Source organism: Novipirellula artificiosorum (genome assembly GCF_007860135.1).
Taxonomy (GTDB): Bacteria; Planctomycetota; Planctomycetia; order Pirellulales; family Pirellulaceae; genus Novipirellula_A; species Novipirellula_A artificiosorum.
Genome location: NZ_SJPV01000001.1, coordinates 585,707 through 609,648, shown reverse-complemented (window position 1 = coordinate 609,648; position 23,942 = coordinate 585,707). Strand labels below are relative to the sequence as shown.

Genomic DNA, 23,942 nt, shown 5'->3' with positions numbered 1-23,942 from the left:
CATGAAACAGAACTGCTTAGCAAACGAGGATCTTCGCCGAGTCCTGTTGGGACAACTGCCAAAGGAGCAGTTCGATTCCGCCATCTCACACCTGGACCGCTGCGACGCGTGCCGGATGGCCGTTGAGCAATTGGAAAACCTTGCGGAGAATCGCGGAGCGGGAATCGTTTCCGACCCGTTCCAGGCCGAATCGGCTTGCCAAGTCGCACTCAACCGTATGATGGAACGGCCTAAGAGCAACCTTTCCTTCACCACTCCCCTGCCCTGCGAAACGCTTGGGCCCTATCGGTTACTGCGGACCCTTGGCATCGGTGGGATGGGGACTGTTTATTTGGCCGAACACCAACGATTGAAGCGTCAAGTTGCGGTCAAATTGCTGCCGCGTGAACGCGTCAACCAACCCGGTTGGCTTGATCGTTTTGAGCGAGAAATGACGACCATCGCAGCGCTTGAACATCCGAATGTGGTTCGTGCGACCGATGCAGGACATCAAGAGGGTTGGCACTATTTGGTGATGGAATACCTGGACGGAATGGATGTCGGGCGAATCGCACATCGTGTCGGGCAATTGCCGATTGCCGACGCTTGTGAAATCGTTCGCCAAGCGGCGCTCGGCTTGGCTCATGTTCATGAGCTTGGTCTCGTTCATCGCGACATCAAACCCTCGAACCTGATGTTGACGCGATCCGGGCAAATCAAACTGCTGGACCTCGGACTGGTGCTCGCCGGCGACGATCCTCTCACGCTCGACGATCGGCTGACGACCGTCGGGCATTTGATGGGCACGATGGGCTACATGGCCCCCGAGCAATTGATGGACAGCCGCGATGTCGATTCGCGAGCGGATCTCTATTCGCTCGGCGCGACGTTGTATCGATTGATCGCCGGCCACCCGCCTCATTCACGAACTCGCGGCGTCGGTTCCCATGTCTTGGCGATCACCAGCACACCGCCAAAACCGCTCGATGCGATTCGTGAAGAGACGCCACCGGAAATTGTCGAGTTGGTGAGGGAGATGTTGTCGCTTGAACGAGACCAACGTCCCGAAAACGCCAGTCATGTGGCAGAGCGTTTGAGGGAGCGGAGTCATCCACACTCATTGAAACAAGTGCTACGTGAAGCATTGCGAAAACCCGATGGGGACGACGGTCCACCGGCCAGCTTCGTCCCGTCCGTCGTCGATCAGGCATCACAGCCCCCAAGCAAACGATTCGGCAAAGGCCTGTTCGGCGGGTGGTTCGGCGGGATTGTCGCGGGCTCACTCTTGCTGGCGGCGCTGGTGATCAAAGTCCAAACCGACCGTGGCGAGTTGGTGATTCATAGCGAGCAGGATGGGCTGACGGTGTTGATCAAGCAAGACGACGAGGTAGTCGAAACGTTGAGTGTCCAAAAGAAGGCCGACACACGCACCGTGCTTCGGAAGGGAACGTACCGAGTCGAAATCGAGGGCGGGGGAGACGCTTTAGTCTTGAGCGATGATGTCGTCACGATTGGTCGCGGGACGATCTCGGAAGTGGCGGTGCAACAGGCCCTCGGCACCACTCAAATTTCGCCACCGAGCAACTCGATTGACCAAGGCCCGATTTACCAAGGCAAAGACCATGACGCATGGAGGAAGGTGCTTACACGGGAACAAGATGCAAAATCGCTGGGCGAAGCCATGGTCGCCATCGAAACACTCTCGCGAGAGAACAGCGATCGTCTTGAAGACGCGGTGGCGACGATTGAAACGGCGCGACGATTGGGCGGAATGTCATCGGCGAGTTCGTTTCAGCGATCGTTTGAGGGGGAACCCTCGATGGAGTACATGAGGTCTTTGCTCGACGTTTTTCCCAACTATCTTCCAGAACCGGGATTGGTCGCGATCGATCGAGAACTCGCCGGTGGTAACCGAAAGAGTCGGATCGCCTGCCTTTGGCTGCTGAAAGACTTTTTTGAGGGAGTGCAGCAGGAAACACGCTATCCGGAAAAATCGGTTGCAGCAGCCGATTGGATTCGCCAGCAGGGGGAAACGGCGGCCGGAAACGAGTTCCTCGATGGGTTGGCAAAGCATCTGCGAGAGGCTGTCCAGTCCTTTGACGGCGAGTCGGCCTTGGACAGCGCGGCGGATGAGTATGGCGTGGAAGCGGGTTTGGCATTGACGATTCTTCGGAATCAGTCGATCGTTGGCGATCCCTGGCTGGAAACCTACATGCATCAGCGGATCCAGCCCACGTGGGCCGCTTGGAGAGAGATTCACGATTCAAAGGGACGCCGCATCGCCGTCATGGAATCGAACCCCTACGCCATTTGGCAATCGCGTCCCTTGAGCGATCTTGAACTGATTGCTGCTTCGCAAATCGCTGCATCGGATGAAGACTATCAAGATTGGGTTGTGTTGGCTTCGATGCTGTTGTCTGACCAGTACAACCGTTTCCGCAACGAAACCGACCGAAGCCAGCGCGTCTTCCATCTACTGACGGAAAAGGCGCCCGAAACGTTGCTGCGGCAGATTGAAATCGAACTCGAAGCGATGCGAGTTCCCGTCGTCGATGGCTCGGAGCAAGGAACACTCCAGGGCGGCATGGGCATGGGGATGGGTATGGGTGGTATGGGGGGAGGCGGCATGCCATGGATCCCCGTTTTCGCATTGGGCAAGGTGGATTCGGTCGCATCGGGCCAGGAGGAGGGGATTTGGGCGACCGCATTGCCCTACTATGCCGAAAAGGTTGAGCCAACGTCGGAAACGCTCGATCGATTACAGCAGCTGCGCAGCGTCATGGAAATGCACAATATCGAGCAAAGCACTTTGTCGCAGAATCCCTACGCCATCATCGATGCTGCGATCGAGACAGTGAAACAGCGGCTACCGTAACGCATTTTTTCCCTCGCATTGCTTAGTGAAAAGTGGTGCTTCCGTCACGATTTGTGGCGGTTATACTGTAGCTTTGCCCCCCCTGCCCTGGCCTGACGAATCGGTGCAAGTTTGGAGACCGATGGAAAGTATCAACGATTCGAAAGTGGTCGTATGGAGCAAGTCAATCGGGTGCCAAGAAACCCTCTCCCTCGCTCCGCTCGACCTCTCCCAAAGGGAGAAGTAAACCACCCCTCCCGCTTGCGGGAGGGGTCGAGCGCAGCGAGGGGGAGGGCCCAGAACTCGCGCCCATCTTTTCGACACGTCTTAACATCGATTTGTCAGCCCCCCCTTCCCGCCTCTTTCCCCTCTTTGCTTTGCTCCCCGAAATGGGTGAGCGAAGGAGTCACACCATGAACTCAGATGCTTTCTCCAAAACGTCCTTACACTTCCTTTTTTTGGGGATGCTAGTGATCGCCTGTCACGCGAACGCAAACGCGATAGAGTTGCGATCCCCCGACGGGCTGCTGGTGGCCGAGATCGACGTGAATTCCGATGGAGGCATCAAGAAACTGCTGACCTATCGCGCAACGTGGAAGGGTCGCCCGGTGCTTACCGATTCCCAACTCGGTCTGGACGTAGAGGGGATGTCCGGCGCCGACGGCGTTCGAGTTGTTGACGTGCATACCGGATCGTTTGACCAAACGTGGACGCCGATCTGTGGCGAACGAAGCATGGTTCGTAATCACTACAACGAAGTCAGCTTGCAGCTGCAAGCACTCGGTCAGCGACCCTGTACCCTTCAAGTGACCTTCCGCGCATTCAATGAGGGGTTAGCGTTTCGCTACACCCTACCTCAGCAATCGGGTTTGGATCAGGTAACGATTGAGGCGGAATGGAGTGAGTTTCAGTTTCCGGCCGATCACAAGACATGGGTCGCTTACCGTGCGCAAGCCGACTATGAGGAAGCGCGGCTGAGTGAAGTCAAACCGGGCTGTGAACGGCCGCTGACGATCCAGGCAGATGAGGACCGGTATGTTGCGATCGGTGAAGCCGGGCTCGTCGATTTCGCCCGAATGAAGTTCGCACCGTTGAAGGGGTCGCCATTTGGATTGGTCAGTCATCTCGACGGGCAAGTTCAGGCGAAGCTTCCCCTATCGACACCATGGCGTTTTGTGATGGTCGCGAGCCGACCGGGTGAGTTGATCGAAAACAACTGTCTTGTATTGAACCTGAATGAACCCTGTGCGATCGCGGAACCTTCGTGGATCAAGCCAGGGAAAGTCATTCGAGAGGTCACGTTGACGACCGATGGCGGCAAGGCCCTGGTTGATTTTGCAGTCAAGCGAGGTTTGCAGTACATCCATTTCGATGCCGGATGGTACGGCCACGAGTACGACGATGCGTCCGATGCAACCACCGTGACCGTTGACCCCAAGCGTTCCGCGGGACCCTTGGCGTTACAAGAAGTGATTGCCTACGCAAAACAGCACGAGATCGGTGTGATTTTGTATGTCAACCGACGGGCGTTGGAAAAGCAGCTTGATGAAATCTTGCCGCTCTACCAATCGTGGGGTATCGCGGGAGTGAAGTATGGGTTCGTGAATGTCGGCTCGCAAAAATGGACCACCTGGTTGCACGATGCGATTCGCAAAGCAGCGGATCATCAATTGATGGTCGATGTTCACGACGAGTATCGTCCCACCGGGTTCGAGCGGACGTATCCGAACCTGATGACCGCCGAGGGCATCGCGGGCGATGAGACTTCACCTACGAATCGCAACACATTGACGCTTCTCTACAGCCGCATGCTGTGTGGGCCTGCGGACAACACGGTCTGCTATTTCTCGTCCCGCGTCGACAAGAATGCCACTCACGCCTACCAACTTGCCAAGGCCGTCTGTATCTACAGTCCGTGGCAGTATTTGTATTGGTACGACCGTCCCGCAGCAGCCGATGAGGATCGAGCCGAGAAGTTTATTACGGATGAACCGGAATTGGAGTTTTTTGATGCGTTGCCAACCACCTGGGATGAGACTCGCGTGCTGCAGGGCGAGATCGGTCGCTACGCCTTGATCGCTCGGCGCAAGGGTGAGCAGTGGTTTATCGGCGCGATGAATAGCGGCACGGAACGCACGCTAATTGTTCCGCTGGATTTTCTTGCCTCCGGCCACTCCTATGTTGCGCACCGTTATGTCGACAATCCGTCCATCGACACCCGGACGAAGGTCCAAATCGTACGCACCCCCGTCGATGCTTCGTCCGTGCTTCGTGTTGAAATGTCTTCGCAAGGTGGGCAAGCGATACGCATCGCCCCCAAATGAAGCCACACCCGCAACGGTACCCTCCGATAGCCAGTTTCTTAGATAGCCAGTTTCTTATTGAGTTTGCCATGATTCGCTCGCTGTGCATCGGCCTTTGCATCGCCTCGTTTGTGCCCATGCTCTCGCCCTGTTTGGCCAACACCTTCGTCGTTGCAACGACCGGTTCCGACGATGCGAAAGGGACCGCATCTGCGCCGGTACGGACCATCAGCCGCGCAGCCGAGATGGCGATGCCGGGAGACACGGTTTTGGTCCGCGCGGGAATCTATCGCGAACGGGTCTCACCACCACGCGGTGGCCAACCGGGTAAACCGATCACCTATCGAGCTGAGCAGTGGGGGCGTGTCTTGATCAAGGGTTCGGACCTCTGGCAGCCAACGTGGACCGAGCACGCCGATGGCGTTTACTTTGCCGTACCGGAGGAGTCGGTGTTTACCGACGATGTCTACCTCGATAGCGCAAACCCCTTTCGTGTCGAGATGGCGTCGACTCCCTACAATCGTAACGGCAAGCCCGAAAAAGATCGTTTTGGCTATGGCGACCCAAAGCTAGTCTACAACTGTGGCCAAATCATTGTCGGCGATGAACTCTTTGAGCAAAAGCCATTTCTCGATGAGGTGGAACTTCAAGCGGACAGCTGGACGTTCGACTCGGACTCGGGTCGCATCTACGTTCATTTCGGCGACCGGATCCCGTCACAATCCGTGGTAGAAATCACGACTCGACGTCGAATTTTCGCGCCGCATCGGCTCGGACTCGGGCACATCGTTGTCGAAGGGTTTGTGCTCGAACATTGTGGGAACAACTATCCAACCAATTTTTGGAGCACGCCCATTTGGGCCCAATCCGGAGCGTTGGGCCTTCGCGGTGGGCACCATTGGATCGTCCGAAACAACATGATTCGCTACGCCAACACGGTGGCCATCGATGTGGGATTCAAGGGCGGCAGCAATGAACCCGCCCCCGAAATCGAAACGGACCAAGACTCACTCGGCACAAGCAATCGAATCGAAGCCAATTACTTGGTCGACAATGGCGCGGCCGGGCTGATTGGTTCGGGCAGCATCGAGATGGTGGTTTGTGATAACGTGATCATGCGGAACAATACACTCGGTTTCATTGGAAACAAACGTTACGAACATGCCGGCATCAAGTGCCATGACATTCGTGACGGACGGATCGAACGAAACTACATCGCTAACAACCCACTGAACGACGGTGTCTGGCTCGACAATCGCTTTCCTGGCACGAGAATCTCTCGAAATCTAATTGTCAACAACGGCGTTAAAGGGATCTTCTTGGAGATGAGCGACCAGGATTGGGATTCCGCCTTCGTCGACCATAACATTGTGATCGGAAACACGCTAAACCAGTTTTATGTTCACGATGCATCGGGATCGACCGTGATCCACAATCTGTTCGCAAACAGTCCCACGGAAAGCCGCAATGGTCAGGGAGCCTACATTTACCAAGTGACATCGCGAACACGAACCTATCACCACTCGCTCTTCAACAACCTGTTTGTCAACCACCGTGTGATAATGGACATCAATTACCCATCGCATCTCAGTGGGCCTCAACGGTTGGATCACAACGTTTACGATGCCAGTGCCGACCAACGGGCTTTTATCGTCAATAGTGCCAGTGACAAGCCGTCACCTTGGAACCCAGCGGAGTTCATCGCTTTGGTCGACCAAGACTTGGGGCACCTCTCCACGGGGGAAGCATCGATCGATGATGGCAAGAAAGCGAAGTTGACCTTTGATCAATGGCAGGCATTTTGGCAAAGCCATGGGCTAGCGAACGACCAGCACAGTGTGCTGACGCAGGGGATTTCGGTCTCTTACAAGCCACAAACGCACGAGTTGACCTTGTTCGTTCCCTTGAACCCTGATCAGGTTGGCAGCAACGATCACCCGTCCATCGACGAGGATTACTGGGGAAGTCCCATTGCCCCCAACGGCCATGCACGGCCCGGGCCCTTTCAAAATCTGAAACAGGGTGAGAACGTCTTTTGTGTCTGGCGTGGCTTGCCGGTTTTGGATCGTGGCGCGGTTCCCCAGTCGTCCATGCTTCCGTAGCAATGAGCCGTGTCTTCGATTCTTGAAGCAACCATGATCTTGGAGCAACCATGAAACGATTCTATCCCTTCCTCTGGCTCGCTTTGTTTGCCACGCCGTCGTTTTGTCTTGGTGCGTCTCCGCAGCCGAACATCGTTTTCATTTTGGCCGATGATTTAGCTTGGTCCGACCTGGGGTGTTACGGTCATTCCTATCACCGGACCCCCAACATCGACCGTCTGGCTAAAGAGGGCATGCGGTTCACGGACGCTTACTCGCCCGCCCCGATCTGTTCGGCGGCGCGTGCGAGTATCTTGACGGGGAAAGCGGTGCCGCGAGTTGGTTTCGAGTTTGTGACCAAGAATAATCCTGGCCAACAAGAACTTGGCGAGAACTATCCACTGCAATCACCACCGTTTACGTTGAACTTGCCATTGTCGGAAACCACGATCGCTGAAACGCTTGGGCCGTTGGGTTACCAAACCGCATTTTTCGGGAAATGGCACGTCAGCCAACACTACAACGGTGTTTATCAAGCCTGGCATCCCGAGTTTGCTCCTTCCAAGCAGGGTTTCGACGTGGCGGTTGAAGACTTTGGTGCTCATCCCTATGGATGGACCCAAGCCGAAAAGGAGCATCCCGAGCCAACCGCGGAGGGGCTGTTCGCAGCGGATACGCTCGTGCAAAAAACCATCGATTTCGTCGCATCCAAACACCACCGGCCGTACTTCCTGTTTGCGTCGTCGTTCTACGTTCACACGCCCGTCAAGAATCGATGTCGATGGTTGGTCGACGAGTATGAAAGCCGAATCCCGGCGGATGCCCCCAAGCGGAACCAGCGGCTTGAGTACGCCGCATTCCTCGAAACGTTTGATCATCATGTCGGTAGGTTGCTACAAGCCATCGATGACTCAGGGCAGCGCAGCAACACGCTCGTTGTGTTTCTATCGGACAACGGTGGCCATCCCGAATTCACCAGCAACGCCCCGCTCCGCGGTTCCAAATGGAATCTCTACGAGGGCGGCATTCGTGTTCCGATGCTCGTGCGGTGGCCAGGCAAAGTTGCTGCCGCATCACAGTGTGATACGCCCGTGATTGGGTATGATCTGTTGCCAACGTTCGTTGACATTGCAGGAGGAACGTCCGGGGAACATCGCGGACTCGACGGAATCAACCTTCGACCCTTGTTTGAGAACGCGGACTTGCTACCCAGCCGCAACTTGGTTTGGCATTTTCCCTACTATCATCCCGAATCGGGTTTTGCCAAGGCGATTGATACGATTGGTGTCGATGATTTTGCGGTCAGCAAGACCCGTCCTCAATCGGCAATGCGTCGAGGAGATTTGAAGATCATCTATTTTGACGAAGATCAACGAAGTGAACTGTACGATCTGAACGATGACCTTGCCGAGCAGCGTGACTTAAGCGATGCGAAACCCGCTCTCACGGCAAGGCTAACGAAGGAACTTCAGCAAACGCTTGATCAAATGCATGCTCGCCGCGCGATGCAAAAATGACCAATCCGCGACAACTCACATCTGGATCGACCAATCATCTCTTGACCAATGCCGCTGTCTGGTCGCACGACGGCAGATGGATTTATTACGATGTTCGCAGTGATCGATCGGGTGCCCAATTCGATGGGAATCGGATTGAGCGGGTCTGTGTCGAATCCGGAGAAACCGAACTCGTTTTCGCTGCGAATCGCGGTGCCAACGTTGGTGTGGTGACGGCGAACCCTGTACGCGACGAAATCGTTTTCATTCACGGCCCTGAAAATCCGACGCCGGACTGGCAGTATGCCGCTTGCCATCGTCGTGGTGTCTTGGTCCAACCCTCGACGAAAGCTGCCAAGAATCTTGACGCCCGTGATTTGGTCGCTCCGTTCACTCCCGGCGCCCTGCGCGGTGGGACGCACCTGCATGTTTTTAGTGGTGACGGTGCTTGCGTCAGTTTCACGTACGAGGATCATGTCCTCGCCCATGCGGAGCACCGAAAGCTGTCGCAGTTGAATCAGCGAAACGTCGGTGTCTCGCTGCCAACGCGTTCGGTTTCGGTGCCAAAGTCGCATCCTCGCAATCACGACGGCGCAATGTTTAGCGTACTCGTCACACGGACAACCGACACACCCACGTCTGGAAGTGACGAAATCAGCCGTGCTTATAGCGACGCATGGATTGGTACCCATGGTTATCTCCGAAAAGAGGGGTCGCGTCAGAGCCGAGCATTGGCATTTATCGGTGATACCGTCGATGCGTCGGGCGCTAAGTTGTCGGAGTTGTTTGTCGTTGATGTTGCCAACGATGTGGGTCTGTCCGATGACGAACTCGTTTGTGGCACACCGACGACCCGCCCTGCCCCGCCCCGTGGAACGACGCAGCGCCGACTCACCTACACGGGCAACCGTCGCTATCCCGGCCTGGGTGACGTTCGGCATTGGCCACGAAGCAGTCCCGATGGATGCAAGATTGCGTTCTTGATGAAAGACGACTTGGGTAAGAACCAATTGTGGCTCGTCGATCCATGTGGCGAATCGCTTTGCCAACTGACCGACGGTGACCAACCCGTTCAGTCTGCGTTCACGTTTCGAAACGATGGTCGAGCGATTGCGTGTGTGATTGGGGACCGAGTTTGCGAGGTCGACGTGGAAAGCGGCGGCGTCGTGCCGTTGACTCGCGAACCGACAAAGCCAACCGACAGCCCGCCGCGTGGCGAAGCGGTCGTCTATTCCCCCGATGGTCGCGACATCGCCTTTGTCCGAGCCATCGAGACCGCCGATGGCATCCGCAACCACATTTTTCTTGTTTCAACCCAACGGAACCCATGAGACAAAACAACCGATCGTTTCTTGGGGTCGTTCTGTGATTCGTCGGAACAGCAGCCACCCTTACGGATTGTCGTCACGTGACAATTTGCTGACCAACTGTTTGACTTGCTCTTCACTCATACGTTGTCGCGTTTGGTTAAGCATGTTGGCGAAGTGGGCTTGTCCGGTTTTGCTCGAAGGGTAACCGATGTTCTGTCCGTCATCGGGTTCATTCGATGTAACAAGCTTCGTGCCCGACGCATCAAGAATCGCGTACCAAGGAATGCCTCCATCAGCTCCATCGCGGATCTCTTTCATCACGTCTCGGGCACCGGGTAAGCGGTGATCCATCTTTACCAGAATATAGTCTGTTTCCCAAACGCGGTTGTCTTCGAGGAATCGCGACAACATGTGACAAGGTCCACACCACGTTGCCGTTTCTTGAACGATCACTCGTTTGTCGTGCTCCTTTGCCTGTTTCAGTGCATTGTCAAGTACCGTGCGAGCGTCTGGCATTTCCGTCTGATGACTGCGTAACCAATCGATCAACTTCTCTTTCGAGAGTTCGTCGGCCACGCAAAGCTCGCTTCCCTCGGTTTGGTCCACCTTTTCCGCGTCGGAATTAAATAAGACCAGGAAAAAGTTACCTCGGTCACCTATGATCGGTTCGCCAATCTGTTTCGCCAACGTCCGAGCCGTTTCCAATCGTTCCTGATCGGTTGGAATCGCCATGAAGCGAAACTCGTCGCGTACGCTGTAGAAGTCCTTGTCTTGATAGCGAATTTCCATCAGTCGATGAATACGGGGATCCTCTGGCTTACCGAACACAATCAGTAGGTGTTGCTTGACCAGCTTGATCGATCGAAGCGCCTTAGCGTATCGCTCGGTCGGCGTCCCCTCGACTTCAAACGCTTTCGCGATTCGTTCTTCCAAGGTGGGTGGAACGTACGGTCGCGGCGGTGGAGGTGCCTGAACATCACCCAGGTCTTTGGACTCTCCGGGCTCAACAGCAAAGTTCGGCAACGTGTGATACCTCCCCTCATCCGTTGTTCCGAGGTTCACCGAATAATCCAATCCGCCGACCAATCCTTTGATTTCAAAATTCCCTTTTTCGTCCGTCACAACGCTGCCGCCGAAACGGGTGCTCCAAGTCCGGTTGCCCTCATCAGGGACATCAATGCCATAGGCCAACTTTTGACCCGGCCAAGGTTCCTGGGTTTCCGGCGACAAAAGTCTCCCGCGGACCGTACCCGTTGGTTTGACCCGAATCTCAACCTCTCGATCTTCCGGCTTCACGATCGCAATCGCAGCAAGTGTTCTGCCGGGGTTTCGGACATGCACATAGGTTGATTCCTTCTTTCGCATCACGCGGAACGTTCCGTTCTCCGTTGTGGTTGCTCGCCAATCGCTGCTTCCAAAGTCCTGTGGCACTCCTTCAAGGTTTGCGGAACCCACCGGTTTCTCATCCTCGTCCTTGACAACGATGCCGGTCAGCTCCACTTCTTGGGGGAGCACTGTTGCTAGGTTCCACTGCAGTTCTGGTTCACCGTCAATTTCAAACTTCTCAGCTTTTCCCTGTTGCGGCGGACGGATGTCAAAGCTGCCGTTACCCAGTGAGAATTCGAACGCTCCTTTTTCATCGGTCATCGTGCTATAGACCTGCATCGGCTGGACCCAATAGCGGCTCTTTTCCGGGTTGGCGAGTTCAACGCCCTCAAGCGAGGGGAGGTCGGCGCCATATTGGTACACATAGATTCGCTGCGTTGGGATCGGTTCGCCGGTTCCTGTCTCCGTCAGCTTGCCGAACACGCGAGTCGCTTTACGCAGTTCAAAGTTCTTGTTTTCGACCGGCTGGTTCGCACGAACGGCAAACCCATCCTGCGGGCTCGAGGCCCATTGATCATCTTTGACGACCACCAAATAGATCATCTCGGGTGGAACAAGCAGCTCGTAGTTCCCCAGCTCATCGGTTGTCGTCGTCCTTCGGACGCTGTCCATTGAATAGCCTTTGCCGGCAACCGCGACCGTAATCCCCGCAACCGGGTTGCCTTCCCCATTGGTCACCTGGCCGCGCAGGGGGACGAGGCGGTCAAGTTTCATTTCTAACAATCCCTGGCCGCTCATCGGGTCATAGCTGCCTCGTGTGTGAACGAACTCCTCCGACATCGGCCAAACCGTTACCGCAGACTTTTGCCAAGCGGGCATCCATTGGAATTCAACCTCGCCATCCTCGTCTGTTGTTTCGCTGAACTCATCCGCGAAGTAGCTCAGATTCAAATGTTCGCCTTGGGGATCTTTTTGCAACAGCCAGGGGTAAAAGCGGATTGCCGAAATCGGATGTCCCGCATCATCGACAGCGCGGATACGAAACGGCGTGGCGCCGTCAAGCGAGAGTGTTTCCCCCTCATCGGTCGGAAACTCTGGCACATCTGCCAATGCATCTGCACGTTGAGCCCGCGGCAATCGATAGACGCGATAGTCCAATCCGAAGTCCTTTTTCCAGGCGACGATGGCTTCGATTCGGGACGCTTCGGGGTAGCGAAAGGTGATCATGCCGGTTGCGTCGGTTGCCATTTCCGTCAACGTTGTTGGGTACCCAAGCTGAACCGCAAAGGAAGCGTTTTCGACGGGATTGCCATCGCTGTCGACAACCGACACGCGACCCGTTTTCGTATCGCCAAGTTGAATCTCCAGTCCCTGCGTGTTGACCTGCTGGCCATCGGATGGCAGGGAATCAAATCCGAGTTGTTGTCCGTCGAAGCTCTCGGATCGGATCCACAGGCTGGGCAACAGCTTGCGTTGAACGCTCGCGACAATCGCAAAGTTGCCTTCGTCGTCCGCAGTACACGACTCGTCAAGCATGGATTGACGCATGGTGAGGCGGATCGTTGCGCCGACGGCTGCCTCACCCTTGGCTGTCAGGACCTTCCCCGTGATCTCAATTGGCTCTTCGCTTTGTTCCTCCGCGAAAGATCTCGACACAGCGAGATCGAAGCCAACCGACCCAAGGAAAAACGCGACGAAAACAGCTCGTAGAAGTAATAGAGGGTTCATGGATCTACTCTTGACGATATTGCTCAGGAAAAGGGCGATCGGGACGTCTCGGATCAAGTCCCTTTCATCCTATCCGATCCCTTAGCAAAAGGTGAGTCGCCGCCCGATCACGGCATCGACGCACTCGGTTAGCCCGGCAAACTGCTACTCGATTCACTCGGCGTTTCGGCGGCGTCAAGGGCCGCGAGGTACTCTGGCTTGAAGAAACGGTTGGCCAGAATCCGGATCGGAACCAGTAACGCAATGAACAAGGGAAAGACGATCGCAATGGCCGTGCTCTTGGTAATCCACAACGCCGCCAGGCAAACCAGTTGCAACGCGGTATAGAGATGAATGGTCAATGCCGGGACCCGGCGAATGTAGTGCGTTTGTGGATACAAACTACGTTCCATCGGCAACAAGGTTAAACGCTCGAGGAATTGATTGCCACGCATCGAGACCAAGCCCATGAACAAGAACATGCCGTAGAGCACCGCCATCGGAACGAGTTTCAACAGCGACAGCGCGATCAGCGAACATCCGATCCCGATGTGAATCGCAAATCCAGTGATCCGCGTTTCGCGAACATGAATGATTTTGTCACGGCGCTCGCCCCCTGGCAAAACGACTTCTTCGACATCCGCGAGGCTACGAACATGATTCAAAGAGCGAACGGTTGCAGCGACCAGCCAAGGGAGACCAAACAGGCTGAACACCGCGGCCATCACTCCGATCACGCCCAGATCCCAATGGTACGCTGGACCTTTGCGAAGCCGATGGTCTGGGCTATTCACCAACCGAGCGGTGATGTTCTGGTCGAGATAGATCAGCACCGCACCAAGCAGCCCAGGAATGGCAGACGCCCACCAGACCCACCGTGGCGCGTCCATCGGATTCACCAGCCAAGCGCGGCCACCGTGAAGCGAGGGCGCGAACTGATCCGGAATGTCCAAGCGAGCGAGATTGACGTTGCTTAGCCAAAACGCAATCACACTCATTGCAACCAAGGCAATCGTCGGACCAAAATCACCGAGCCATTCTCGCATCCAAGGAACCAGGAACCGGCTGCGTCGAAACGCTTGTAAGTTCATCGCAAGGTACAGGGTGCCGAGTGCCAGCAGCAACGTCAGCAGTGCGTGCGATGGGTTTTCAAGGTCGTTGATATCTTGAGATTCCCGGACCAGCGACGAGATCGCCTCATAGATAAAGATCATCGAGATCAGGGCTGCAAAGATCTCATCGGTAAACCGCGTGAAAAACCGCATCAGAAAACTGGCGTCTGTCACCGCAAACAGAATCGTCAAGCCGCCTGCCCACAAACTGACACAGGCATAGGTTGGTAAGAACGGCAGTTCAAGTTGGTAGCAGAGCTGATAGAGCGTTGTGATGAAGACCAGCAGCGGACCGGTCGTCCCGAGGATATTGAGCGGCTGTCCGGCGACGAGCGCATAGAGGGCACCTCCGATCGCCGTGGCAAGAATCGTCTCGACCGCCCCGATCTGGCCGTTCGTCCCGACGCCGATGACTCCCCCAAACGTGACCGTGGGTGCCAAGCAAGCGAAGAACAAAAACATCGTCGATGCGATACTCTTGGTGTGTAATCCATCGCGAATATCCGACATGTATCGGGGAGCTCGACGGCGGAGATCATCGATCATTCCACCAGCAAAACGCCCGGTCCAGCGGAGTCCTCGAAAGCGATCCGTTTCGCCGACCAGGGTTACGGGTTCGTTCCGAGTTTGGTAGTGCCGGAACGCTTCGGCGAGCCCAGCCGGTCCTTTTGCATGTCGCAATTCAAATCGCGCTTCCGAGTCGCTCATGAATCGAGCAATGGCCGCAAGCGTATCGATGTGCTGCTTCGCTGCGTCTTCGGGGCCGATCAACATGAAAATGTAAGAGACCGGGACACCGTCCATGGCTCCGACGTTGATCGGGTGATTCAAGCGTGCAAAGATAACCAAGGGTTCCTTCAGCACGTCACTGTAAGCGTGAGGTACTGCGACCGCGCGGCCAATTGCCGTCGCCGAGGTCCGTTCCCGTTCGAGAAGTTGATGGCTGATCCCGTCTCGCTGTGTCTCATCAATCAGCTCTCGCCGGATCAGCTCCGCAGTGATTTTGTGGATCGCCTCTTCAAGGCCTGTTGCTTCCAGCCCAAGGATGCAACGATCTTTGCGGAACGATTTTTCAAGCAACTGCATTCAGACAGACCCATGGTTCGCGAAAAGCATGTCGAGGTAGACTGCCCGATTATGACACAAGGAACCGTCAAGAGCGACGTGAGATGCGGTGACTCCATGGAGTCGCCGAAGCTTGAATCGGAAAAGGGGTCAGGAACGAATGGCCAAATGGCCCGAAGGGTGCTTCGCACTATGGGTTCCTGACCCCTTTTCCCTGGCGTCCTTCCTGAAAATGCCCTAGATCAGCACTTCCGCCAAGTCTTCTGCGCTCGCTGCGGATCGATCGGCTGCGTTTTGTTTCGCATGTTCGCGAAGTTCAAGCATTTCCTCACGAAGCTCGTTAAACAGATCAGCCATCTCACACCAATGGTCCTTGTCGCGAAACCGCAAGGGAGCCGGGCTTTGGTCGTCAATCAGCAACTTCATTTCGCGACGCAATCGACAAACCGGACCCGCGAAGCGGTTGGTGGTGCTCAGCAAATCGTAGGCAGCGATGGGACCGAGAACGCACAGTCCAGGAAGCCATGTGATCGCGTTGTCAAGCAATGCAATCCAGCGATCAGCCTGAGTGCCATCTCGGTCGGATGCGTAGACCGAAAAGAAGAGCACGACGCAGTAATACAACACAGCCGCCAACGCATAGAGAACGACGCGGCGCAGGATCGCCCCTTGGACGTGCGGGTCCGCGACCACGTATTTCCGCGTCGACATCGATGAGAGCGATTTCCATTTCATGGGATTAGCTGCCGATCGCGCCATTGATGGCGGCTCCGGACGTATCGAAGCTGTCTTTGGTCTGAGTGGCCAGAAAAGAAACCGAGCCAGCGCAAACGCCAATGATCAAAGCGAGCATGACGGCGTATTCGATCGCGGTTGCAGCATCTTCATCGCTCAAGAATGCGATGATTCCGCTCAAACGAGTTGCTTTTGTCATGGTGACTGGCCCAGTGATTCGCTGCTTCTATCCGGGATCCTGCCCAAAAATCCATAGGATCCTCTCTCACCAAAACCATAGTTCGCTGCAGCTCGTAGAGACGTCGTTGCGAGTGCACTGCGGCAGTGAAAGTTCATGCCAGGCAACATTTTTTGCCGTTTAGGACGATTGTTCCGATAAATCGGTTCATCCCCGTCCCTGCCTCGTTCGCGGGGTAGCTGCCTGTTTGCCCACGGTTTGCTAAGGTGTTGGCAGACTTCGGCCCCTTCTTTTCATTGAAAATCAGCTTGAATTCCTATGCTCGGACCCGTTTTTAACCGCGAGGCGATGGTCGTTCCCAAACGACCGAAAACCTATCTCGCTCGAAGCCTCTATGTCTTGGTTCTGTTTCTACTACTGTGCACGGGATATTTGGTACTCGACGGATCGCGTTCGTTGCTGACAACCTCCGATTCGGCACGTTTCGGTGGTTGGATGTTTGCAGTCCTCTCGCCCCTTCAATTGCTGGTCCTCAGCAGCTTGGCGGCCGTCGGGGCGGCGAGCAGCGTCGCTCAGGAAAAAGACCGACGGACCCTGATCCTCTTACTGATGACGCGACTCAGCGGCTTTGAAGTCGTGATCGGCAAATTGATGGCCAGTTTGCTGGGGCCCTTGTCGCTGTTGGTTTGTGCCCTGCCCTTGTTTCTGGTCCTCCCGCTCCTCGGGGGCGTTTCTCCTGGTCAAGTGATCAGCGTTTTTGTCGTCACGGCGGCAGCCATCGTGCTGGCCGGATCGGTTGGAACGGTGGTCGGGCTATGGCGAGAAAAAACATTCCAGGCGATTGCGTTGACCGTGCTGCTGTTGTTGATGATGCTTGCCGTTGGCGAGTTGGTCGCCATGAGCGGGGTCTTTCCTAAAACGGTTAGCTTGGCGCTGAGTGCCCCACGCACTCTGTTTGCTGCCTCCTCGCCGCTGGCGAGTCTATCGAATGAGACGGCGATTGGCGCCAGCCTTTTCGTTTTGGTTTCCGTGCTCTTGTCGCTTGCTGTTTTGACGTTTGGTGTTGCCAAGGTCCGGGTTTGGAATCCGTCGCGTGAGGTACGATTGAAAGCCCCTGAACCTGAGAGGTCGGAGGAAGTTTCGCAGGTTGCCGAGCCGGCGAGTTGGAAAGTCCGTCCTGCAAAACAGGTGTGGAAAAATCCTATTTTGTGGCGTGAAGTCTGCACTTGGGCCTATGGTCGAAAAGTGGTCGTCATCCGAGTTGCCTTTGCCTTGCTGTTCCTGTTGATCGCCGCGGCGATTTACGCGCAAGTTCAAAGCGGTGTGGCGTTGGAACCCGCTGGTCGCGTTGGCCGCGCCCTTCCTTCGGCAACGTTGCCACTTGCTATCCTTGGAATTGTCAGCCTTGTGTTGGTCAATGCGCTCGCCGTCAACGCGGTGACGGGCGAACGCGACGGCTTGGCGCTCGATTTGTTGCTGGTGACGGATATCTCGCCAAGCGAGTTTGTCTTCGGCAAATTGCTAGGCGTGCTGTATGTTGCCAAAGAGATGATCCTTTTGCCCCTGTTGTTGGTGATCTACATGGCAGCGACGGGCGTGATCACGGTGGAGAATGCGACCTATCTGTTTGTTGGAGCGATCATGCTGTATGTCTTCGTCACCATGCTTGGAATTCACTCGGGGTTGAATTACGTTGCTGGGCGAACGGCAACCTTGGCCAGTCTGGGAACGGTTTTCTTCTTGTGCGTTGGGATTGCGATCTGCATGACGATCATGGTCAGCTTTCGTGGGGCATTTCAATTGCAGTTGGCTCCGTTCTTGGTCATGATTCTTGGTGGTGGAGCAGCCCTGTTTGCTTCACTGGGATGGCGCAATCCGTCTTCTGCAATCTTTGCCGCTTCCTTTTTGTTGCCTTTGATTACGTTTTACGCCATCACACAGTTTTTACTGCAAACCGATCATCTGTTTGTTGTTTTTCCATTGGTGGTTGGCTATGGATTTACGACGGCTGCCATGATGATTCCTGCATTGAGCGAGTTTGAGGTATCACTCGAACGTGATCGTGGGGCTGGAGGAGATTCCGCTTGAGCACGCTGCTGGACGCATGGATTTGGCTGTTGGCCATGATGATCTGTATTCTGCTGAGTGGCCTGTTCAGCGGAAGCGAGGCAGCTTTTTTTTCACTTCCCCATCGCGAGCGTAAGCGACTGAAACGTTCCGGTATCGCTGGCCGAATTGCGATATCGCTTTTGTCCGATTCCGATCGGTTGCTGTCGGCGATTCTGTTCTGGAATCTGCTGATCAACATGACGTACTTTGCCATCGCATCGATCTTGGGCGGAAAACTTCGCGTGGATCCAACCGCGGGTCCCTCGGTCGCCGTGGGGTTCAGCTTCGGAAGTTTGATGGTGATTATCTTCCTTAGCGAGATGTTGCCCAAGAGCATTGCGGTTCTCTCGCCGTATCGTATCTGTCTGGTCGTTGCCGCTCCCATGAACTTGGCGGTCACGATCGTCAGCCCCGTGCTGCCGTTGGTCAAGACGACCAATCTCGCGGCCAGTCGCTTGCTGTGGCCGTCGTTTCGCCCCGAACCCGAAATCGACTTGGCGGATATCGAACGAGCCATTGAACTTGGAACCGACGACGCTGCCTTATTGCAGCGAGAACGGCTGGTGCTTCAAGGACTGGTTGAAATGGCGGAAACGCGAGTCGGCGAATGGATGCGACTGCGCAGCAAATTGATGCTCTGCAAGGTCAGTGAAATCGGCACATCGCTTCCGTCCGAAAGCCCCCCCGGCGGTTACATGATGGTCACCGACTGCGAGGGGGATACGATCACGGGCGTGATTCCCTTGCGGTTGTTGCGTCCGAGCCAAATGGATGACATGGCCGGAGCGATGGAGCCGGTGATTTATGCTCCTTGGTCCGCTCGGATTTCCCAGGTGCTTGACCAATTGAAGGATGAAGACCGCAGCGTCGCGGTCGTCGTGAATGAATTTGGTGAAGCACTGGGTGCGGTGACCATGGACGACATTCTAAGACGCGTTTTCGCAGCTCGACGAGACCTTGAGGACGAAACACTTGGCGAAGCATCGATACAAGAGCTTGCACCCGCGTATTACCGTGTGTTTGGATCGGTCAGTGCCAGGGCGTTATCGAAACATCTAGGGATTGAAACACGAGAAGAAGGTGTGACCACGGTGGCGGGGTTGATCCAGCGCCATAACGAACGATTGCCGAGAGTTGGCGACGAAGCGATGCTCGACCGATATCGGTTACGGGTTGTCGAAGAAACCGAGAATGGTGTTTGGATCGAAGTCGGGTTGCCCCCCACCGCCGAACCGCTGGCGGAGTTGTCGCAATGATGATTGCTGTCGTGTTCTTTTTGATAGGCTTGATGCTCAGCGCGTTTTTCAGCGGCAGTGAAACCGGTCTTTACCGTGTTTCACGGACACGACTTGTGCTCGACGGGTTGAGCGGTTCACGGATGGCGCGAGCGATCGTTTGGCTGCTCAATCATCCGGCGATCTTTGTTGCAACCATGTTGGTGGGGAACAACGTCGCAAACTACTTGGTTTCGTTCGCCATCGTGATGGCAACCGTTGCCTGGTTCGGGCACCATTCGGTCGCCGAACTTGCTGGCCCCATTTTGTTGACGCCGATCGTGTTTGTGCTTGGTGAGTTGTTGCCGAAGTACCTTTTCTTTCACGCTCCCTATCGATTGTTAAAAGCGACCCGCCCTGCCCTGTTGTTGGCCACCGTTTTGTTCGCACCTATCACGTTGATCCTCGGGCTTCTCGGCAATGCATTGCGAATGATCACGGGGGAAACGCCTTTCCGAGTGCGATTGGTGATGGCACGTGGGGAGCTCGATCAAGTGCTTCGTGATGGACACGCCGCGGGTATTTTGTCAGCAGGCCAACGGGCTTTGGCGCAGAATCTGTTCGAAGTCGGCAACCAGCCAGCGATATCGTTTGGGGTCCCTCTGCAACGATTGGCAATCGTCGACGCACCTGTCGATCTGGTGACAGCGAAGTACCGCGCTCGACGGAGTAATCATCCGATTTTGTTGGTCAAGCGAGGCGGCCGAATCGTCGGTTTTTTACGGTATGCCGACCTTTGTGCCGTTGACCCCGTGTTGGAGATCAAACCGGTGATCCGAGGCCGAGTCACCGATCGGCATTTGCGTATCCTGCTTCGACTCTACGACGCCAAAAGTGACGTCGCCGTGCTGGTCGACGAACAGGGCGAGATGCGAAACGTGGTCACTCGACGCCAATTGCTGCAACCGCTGATTAAGTAGTCGAGGACACCACCCCCACGATGACCCATCTCCCTGCTAGAATAGCGACCTGCCAATTCCGTGGGGCATGAGATTTAAGAGAACCAAGCTCCCTTTTTCCAAAGAGATTCAACAATGTATTCTACTGCAAGTAAACGTGTTTTGGGGTTAATCGCTCTCGTCCTGATCGGATCCGTGGTGCAACCGCCCGATTCGATCGGTGCCGAGGCCACGGTTTCTGGAAAACTGGCCAAGTGGCACAAGGTGACCTTGACCTTCACCGGCCCCGAGACCGATGAACGCGCAACCCCTAACCCCTTTACGGACTACCGTCTGGACGTTGCCTTTACCGGACCGAGCGGACAGAAATATGTGGTTCCCGGTTTTTTTGCAGCCGATGGCAACGCGGCGATTTCCGGTGCCGATTCGGGCAGCCAATGGCAAGTCCATTTCTCGGCCGATGAATCAGGCCCATGGTCCTATCAAGCAACCTTCCTTCAAGGTGCCGGTGTCGCATTGGCTGATCAGCCGGTGGGAGAAAGCGGCGGCTTCATGGACGGCGTCAAAGGGACGTTCCAAATTGGCCCGGCGGATGGGCCGGGAAACGGACTCTATTCCAAAGGCCGCTTGCAATATGTAGGCGAACGTTATCAGCGGTTTGCGGAAACGGGCGAGATCTTCTTGAAGGTGGGCGCTGATGCACCGGAAAATCTATTGGCCTACGATGATTTCGATGCGACTCCCAACGTGGGAAAACGACGCAAGTCATGGAGCCCCCACTTGAAGGATTACAACACGGACGCGGACGGATTGCTTTGGGGACCGAATCGTGACAAAGGAAAGGGGCTACTCGGTGCGATCAATTACTTGTCCGGCAAAGGGATGAATGTCTTTTCGTTCTTGACGTTCAATGTCGCCGGCGACGACGAAAACATCTTCATGCACCTTGTCAAAAAGGACTTGGCTGACTACGAAGCGAACCACGGTAAGAAAACGCCGGACAAGGCTTGGACCACCAGCATCGAGCGGCTGCGAATGGATGTTTCCAAAACCGCCCAATGGGATCGTGTGTTGCAATACGGCGATCAAAAAGGCATGTTCTTGCACTTCAAGACGTCCGAGGCCGAAAACTGCAAATTGATGGACAATGGTGATCTCGGCCCAGAACGCCGACTCTACTTCCGTGAACTGGTTGCGCGGTTCGGCTACCACTTGGCACTGAATTGGAATTTTGGTGAAGAAAACACGCAATCCACCGAACAGCACCAAGCTCAAAATGCCTATGTCAAACGGATTGACCCTTACAATCACCTGCGGGTTCTGCACACGTTCCCCGGTGCAAAAGACAGCGTGTACGGTCCGCTCTTAGGTGACAAGTCAGAATTGACAGGGCTGTCGCTGCAAACCAGCAATCCCGCTTTCACGCAAGTCTACGGCGATGTCAAGAAGTGGGTTTTGCAATCTCAAGCCGCCGGCAAACCTTGGGTCGTGGCCTGTGATGAACCCGGGGATGCCACCCACGCTCTTGTTACGGACGAGGAAGACCCTGGTCATGACAACGCCCGCATCAATGGGTTGTGGGGAACCTTTATGGCAGGCGGTTGCGGTACCGAATGGTACTTTGGTTACAAGCATCCACACTCGGATTTGACCTGTGAAGATTGGCGCAGTCGTGATTTGTTCTGGGACCAATGCAAGATTGCACTCGATTTCTTGACCGGGAATGACATTCCGCTCTCGAAGATGCAACCGACTCTGACTCGGTCAGGTGATTGGGCACTCGCCGGAGATGGATGCGTCGTCGTCTTTGTCAAACAGGGTGGAAAGACGCAATTGGATTTGCCTCAGGCCAAGTTCAGCGTGACGAAGTTGATTGCGAAGACAGGGGAGACCGAATCGTTGGGGACGATCGATGGAAAGCCGTTGACCACGCTCCAAGCTTCGGTGAAACAAGATGTGGTGATGCTACTGAAAACGAAACAGAGGGATTTAAAGTACGACCTCGGCATGCCAGAAGCACCGGAAAAGGTCAATCTCGAGGGTGCCACCGTCTTTTCGGCAATCGAGGACTTCAACCTCGGGCCGTTCGACGGATTCGTTCCAAACTATGTCGACAAAGCTCGCAAGGCGATCGCCATTAACGCGGCACAATTCCCGGGCAAGAAGTCGGCAGCAGAAATGCAATACGAGGGCAACCCAGGGGAATTTGACATCGCGCTGATGACGATGACCGAGACCGATGGTGAATCAACCTACGAGTTGTACGTCAACGACAAAAAGGTCGGCCAGATTCAAAACCCAGTGGCTCGCGAGGACTATGAAAAAGTCGTCAAGGTTTTCCCAAACGTTACACTCCAGGCGGGCAATAAGATTCGCATCGTCTTTGATGCCGCTTCCAACAAGAAGATCGCCGAAGATGATGGCTTTGCATTCTCGCGTGGACGCTGGACCGGCATCGCGATCGCCGAACCTGGGAAGCTGAAAGACGCTACTCCCGCGGCGAAGGAATCCACTCCGTCTATTCCCGAGTTCGCCTTCAACTACGATCCAACCAATGCCCGCAAGGTGCATCAACAAACCGATGGGATCTTGGTGGTGGAGGCCGAGGATTATGATGCCGTTGATCGCGAGGTCGCGCGAAAATGGTATCGAACTACCATCGACTCGACGCCCGGTATCACACCGGATCCGGATCCCAATCATGCAGCGGGCGCAGTCGGCGGAGCGTACTTGGAGCTCTTGCCCGATACACGAGTGACTCATGCCGATCGGCTGGTCAACGGTGTCAGTTTTACGAATGTGCCGGGGCAATGCAGCGTGCTGTATTATCCCGTCATCTTCACGGAGCCCGGCCGCTATTATGTTTGGGCGCGGATTTGTTGTACCGGCTCTGAGGATAACGGGTTGCATGTGGGGATCGATGGCCAATGGCCCGAATCCGGTGCTCGGATGCAGTTCACCGGACAGCACGGGCTGTGGCAGTGGGATTCACGCCAGCGGACCACCAAGGTTCACACAGGTGTGTTGGGCCAAATCTGGTTGGACGTGGAAGAACCAGGTCTGCACACGATCATGTTCTCGATGCGTGAAGACGGATTCGAATTGGATCGATTCCTGCTCACCAAACAGCCCAAAGCGATGGAGAGCAAGAATTTGGACAAAGGTCCGGATGCCAGCCCCTTGGCGAAGTAGTGGGGCGGCGTCTGCAGCTCAACGCGAATAGCCGAGTGACAGCAGCACCTTGAGCATCTCGTCGCAGGTGATGTAGCGACGGTGATGTTCCACCTTGTATTGGTCGATTGCTAAGGCTAATTCGCGACCGGGCTCCGACAGCCCTTTGTGTGAGCTACCAAATTGGCGACGTTCTCCACGCGATGATTCTGCCGAGCTTCGGCGATCGACAAACGTCTCGGAGGCACTCGTGGCGGGGATTTCAGCGGAGACGGCGAAGTGATTTGCCACCCCGCTTGGGGTGTGACCCGGAAGATTCGTTAGCGACATCAAGAGACTCTTA

Annotated in this window: 14 protein-coding genes; 9 read left to right on the top strand and 5 right to left on the bottom strand. The window is 55.4% G+C overall.

Going from position 1 to position 23,942, the window contains the following annotated elements:
• Nucleotide 1 precedes the first annotated feature (1 nt).
• The 5 genes from Poly41_RS02035 to Poly41_RS02015 all read left to right on the top strand — a co-directional run bounded on the left by Poly41_RS02035 (nucleotide 2) and on the right by Poly41_RS02015 (nucleotide 10,044).
• Nucleotides 2-2,854, top strand: coding sequence for a serine/threonine protein kinase (locus Poly41_RS02035; protein WP_197231003.1), 2,853 nt, complete (start codon nucleotides 2-4; stop codon nucleotides 2,852-2,854).
• A gap of 392 nt (nucleotides 2,855-3,246) precedes the next feature.
• Nucleotides 3,247-5,157, top strand: coding sequence for a glycoside hydrolase family 97 protein (locus tag Poly41_RS02030; protein WP_146524242.1), 1,911 nt, complete (start codon nucleotides 3,247-3,249; stop codon nucleotides 5,155-5,157).
• A 68-nt stretch (nucleotides 5,158-5,225) separates the two neighbouring features.
• A complete protein-coding gene (locus Poly41_RS02025) occupies nucleotides 5,226-7,238 on the top strand; it encodes a right-handed parallel beta-helix repeat-containing protein (protein ID WP_146524241.1) in 2,013 nt (670 codons plus the stop codon).
• Between the two features lie 50 nt (nucleotides 7,239-7,288).
• A complete protein-coding gene (locus Poly41_RS02020) occupies nucleotides 7,289-8,734 on the top strand; it encodes a sulfatase (RefSeq protein WP_146524240.1) in 1,446 nt (481 codons plus the stop codon).
• Nucleotides 8,731-10,044, top strand: a complete 1,314-nt coding sequence (locus Poly41_RS02015; RefSeq protein WP_146524239.1) for a DUF3748 domain-containing protein — start codon at nucleotides 8,731-8,733, stop codon at nucleotides 10,042-10,044. Before Poly41_RS02020 ends, Poly41_RS02015 begins: the two co-directional genes overlap by 4 nt.
• 60 nt (nucleotides 10,045-10,104) lie before the next feature.
• On the opposite strand, the gene Poly41_RS02010 is transcribed toward Poly41_RS02015, so the two are convergent.
• The 4 genes from Poly41_RS02010 to Poly41_RS01995 form a co-directional block, all read right to left on the bottom strand.
• The gene (locus Poly41_RS02010) at nucleotides 10,105-13,077 is read right to left on the bottom strand and encodes a carboxypeptidase regulatory-like domain-containing protein (RefSeq protein WP_146524238.1); all 2,973 of its coding nucleotides are present in this window, start codon (nucleotides 13,075-13,077) and stop codon (nucleotides 10,105-10,107) included.
• Between the two features lie 128 nt (nucleotides 13,078-13,205).
• A complete protein-coding gene (locus Poly41_RS02005) occupies nucleotides 13,206-15,254 on the bottom strand; it encodes a PTS sugar transporter subunit IIA (protein WP_146524237.1) in 2,049 nt (682 codons plus the stop codon).
• 216 nt (nucleotides 15,255-15,470) lie between these two features.
• A complete protein-coding gene (locus tag Poly41_RS02000; RefSeq protein WP_146524236.1) occupies nucleotides 15,471-15,968 on the bottom strand; it encodes a hypothetical protein in 498 nt (165 codons plus the stop codon).
• 4 nt (nucleotides 15,969-15,972) lie between these two features.
• Nucleotides 15,973-16,167 (bottom strand): Flp family type IVb pilin, encoded by a 195-nt coding sequence (locus Poly41_RS01995; RefSeq protein ID WP_146524235.1) that lies wholly within the window; start codon nucleotides 16,165-16,167, stop codon nucleotides 15,973-15,975.
• A 297-nt stretch (nucleotides 16,168-16,464) separates the two neighbouring features.
• Here Poly41_RS01995 and Poly41_RS01990 point away from each other — a divergent pair, with 297 nt between their 5' ends.
• The 4 genes from Poly41_RS01990 to Poly41_RS01975 all read left to right on the top strand — a co-directional run bounded on the left by Poly41_RS01990 (nucleotide 16,465) and on the right by Poly41_RS01975 (nucleotide 23,620).
• Entirely contained in the window at nucleotides 16,465-18,234 is a 1,770-nt protein-coding gene (locus Poly41_RS01990; RefSeq protein WP_146524234.1) for an ABC transporter permease, read from the top strand.
• Nucleotides 18,231-19,511, top strand: a complete 1,281-nt coding sequence (locus tag Poly41_RS01985; RefSeq protein ID WP_231615334.1) for a CNNM domain-containing protein — start codon at nucleotides 18,231-18,233, stop codon at nucleotides 19,509-19,511. The genes Poly41_RS01990 and Poly41_RS01985 overlap by 4 nt, the downstream gene beginning before the upstream one ends.
• The gene (locus Poly41_RS01980) at nucleotides 19,508-20,449 is read left to right on the top strand and encodes a CNNM domain-containing protein (RefSeq protein ID WP_146524233.1); all 942 of its coding nucleotides are present in this window, start codon (nucleotides 19,508-19,510) and stop codon (nucleotides 20,447-20,449) included. Before Poly41_RS01985 ends, Poly41_RS01980 begins: the two co-directional genes overlap by 4 nt.
• A gap of 114 nt (nucleotides 20,450-20,563) precedes the next feature.
• A complete protein-coding gene (locus Poly41_RS01975) occupies nucleotides 20,564-23,620 on the top strand; it encodes a DUF5060 domain-containing protein (RefSeq protein WP_146524232.1) in 3,057 nt (1,018 codons plus the stop codon).
• Between the two features lie 18 nt (nucleotides 23,621-23,638).
• Here the strand turns inward: Poly41_RS01975 and Poly41_RS34735 are convergent, their stop codons facing one another.
• On the bottom strand, nucleotides 23,639-23,929 hold the full coding sequence (locus tag Poly41_RS34735; protein ID WP_231615333.1) for a hypothetical protein: 291 nt from the start codon (nucleotides 23,927-23,929) through the stop codon (nucleotides 23,639-23,641).
• Nucleotides 23,930-23,942: the final 13 nt, after the last annotated feature.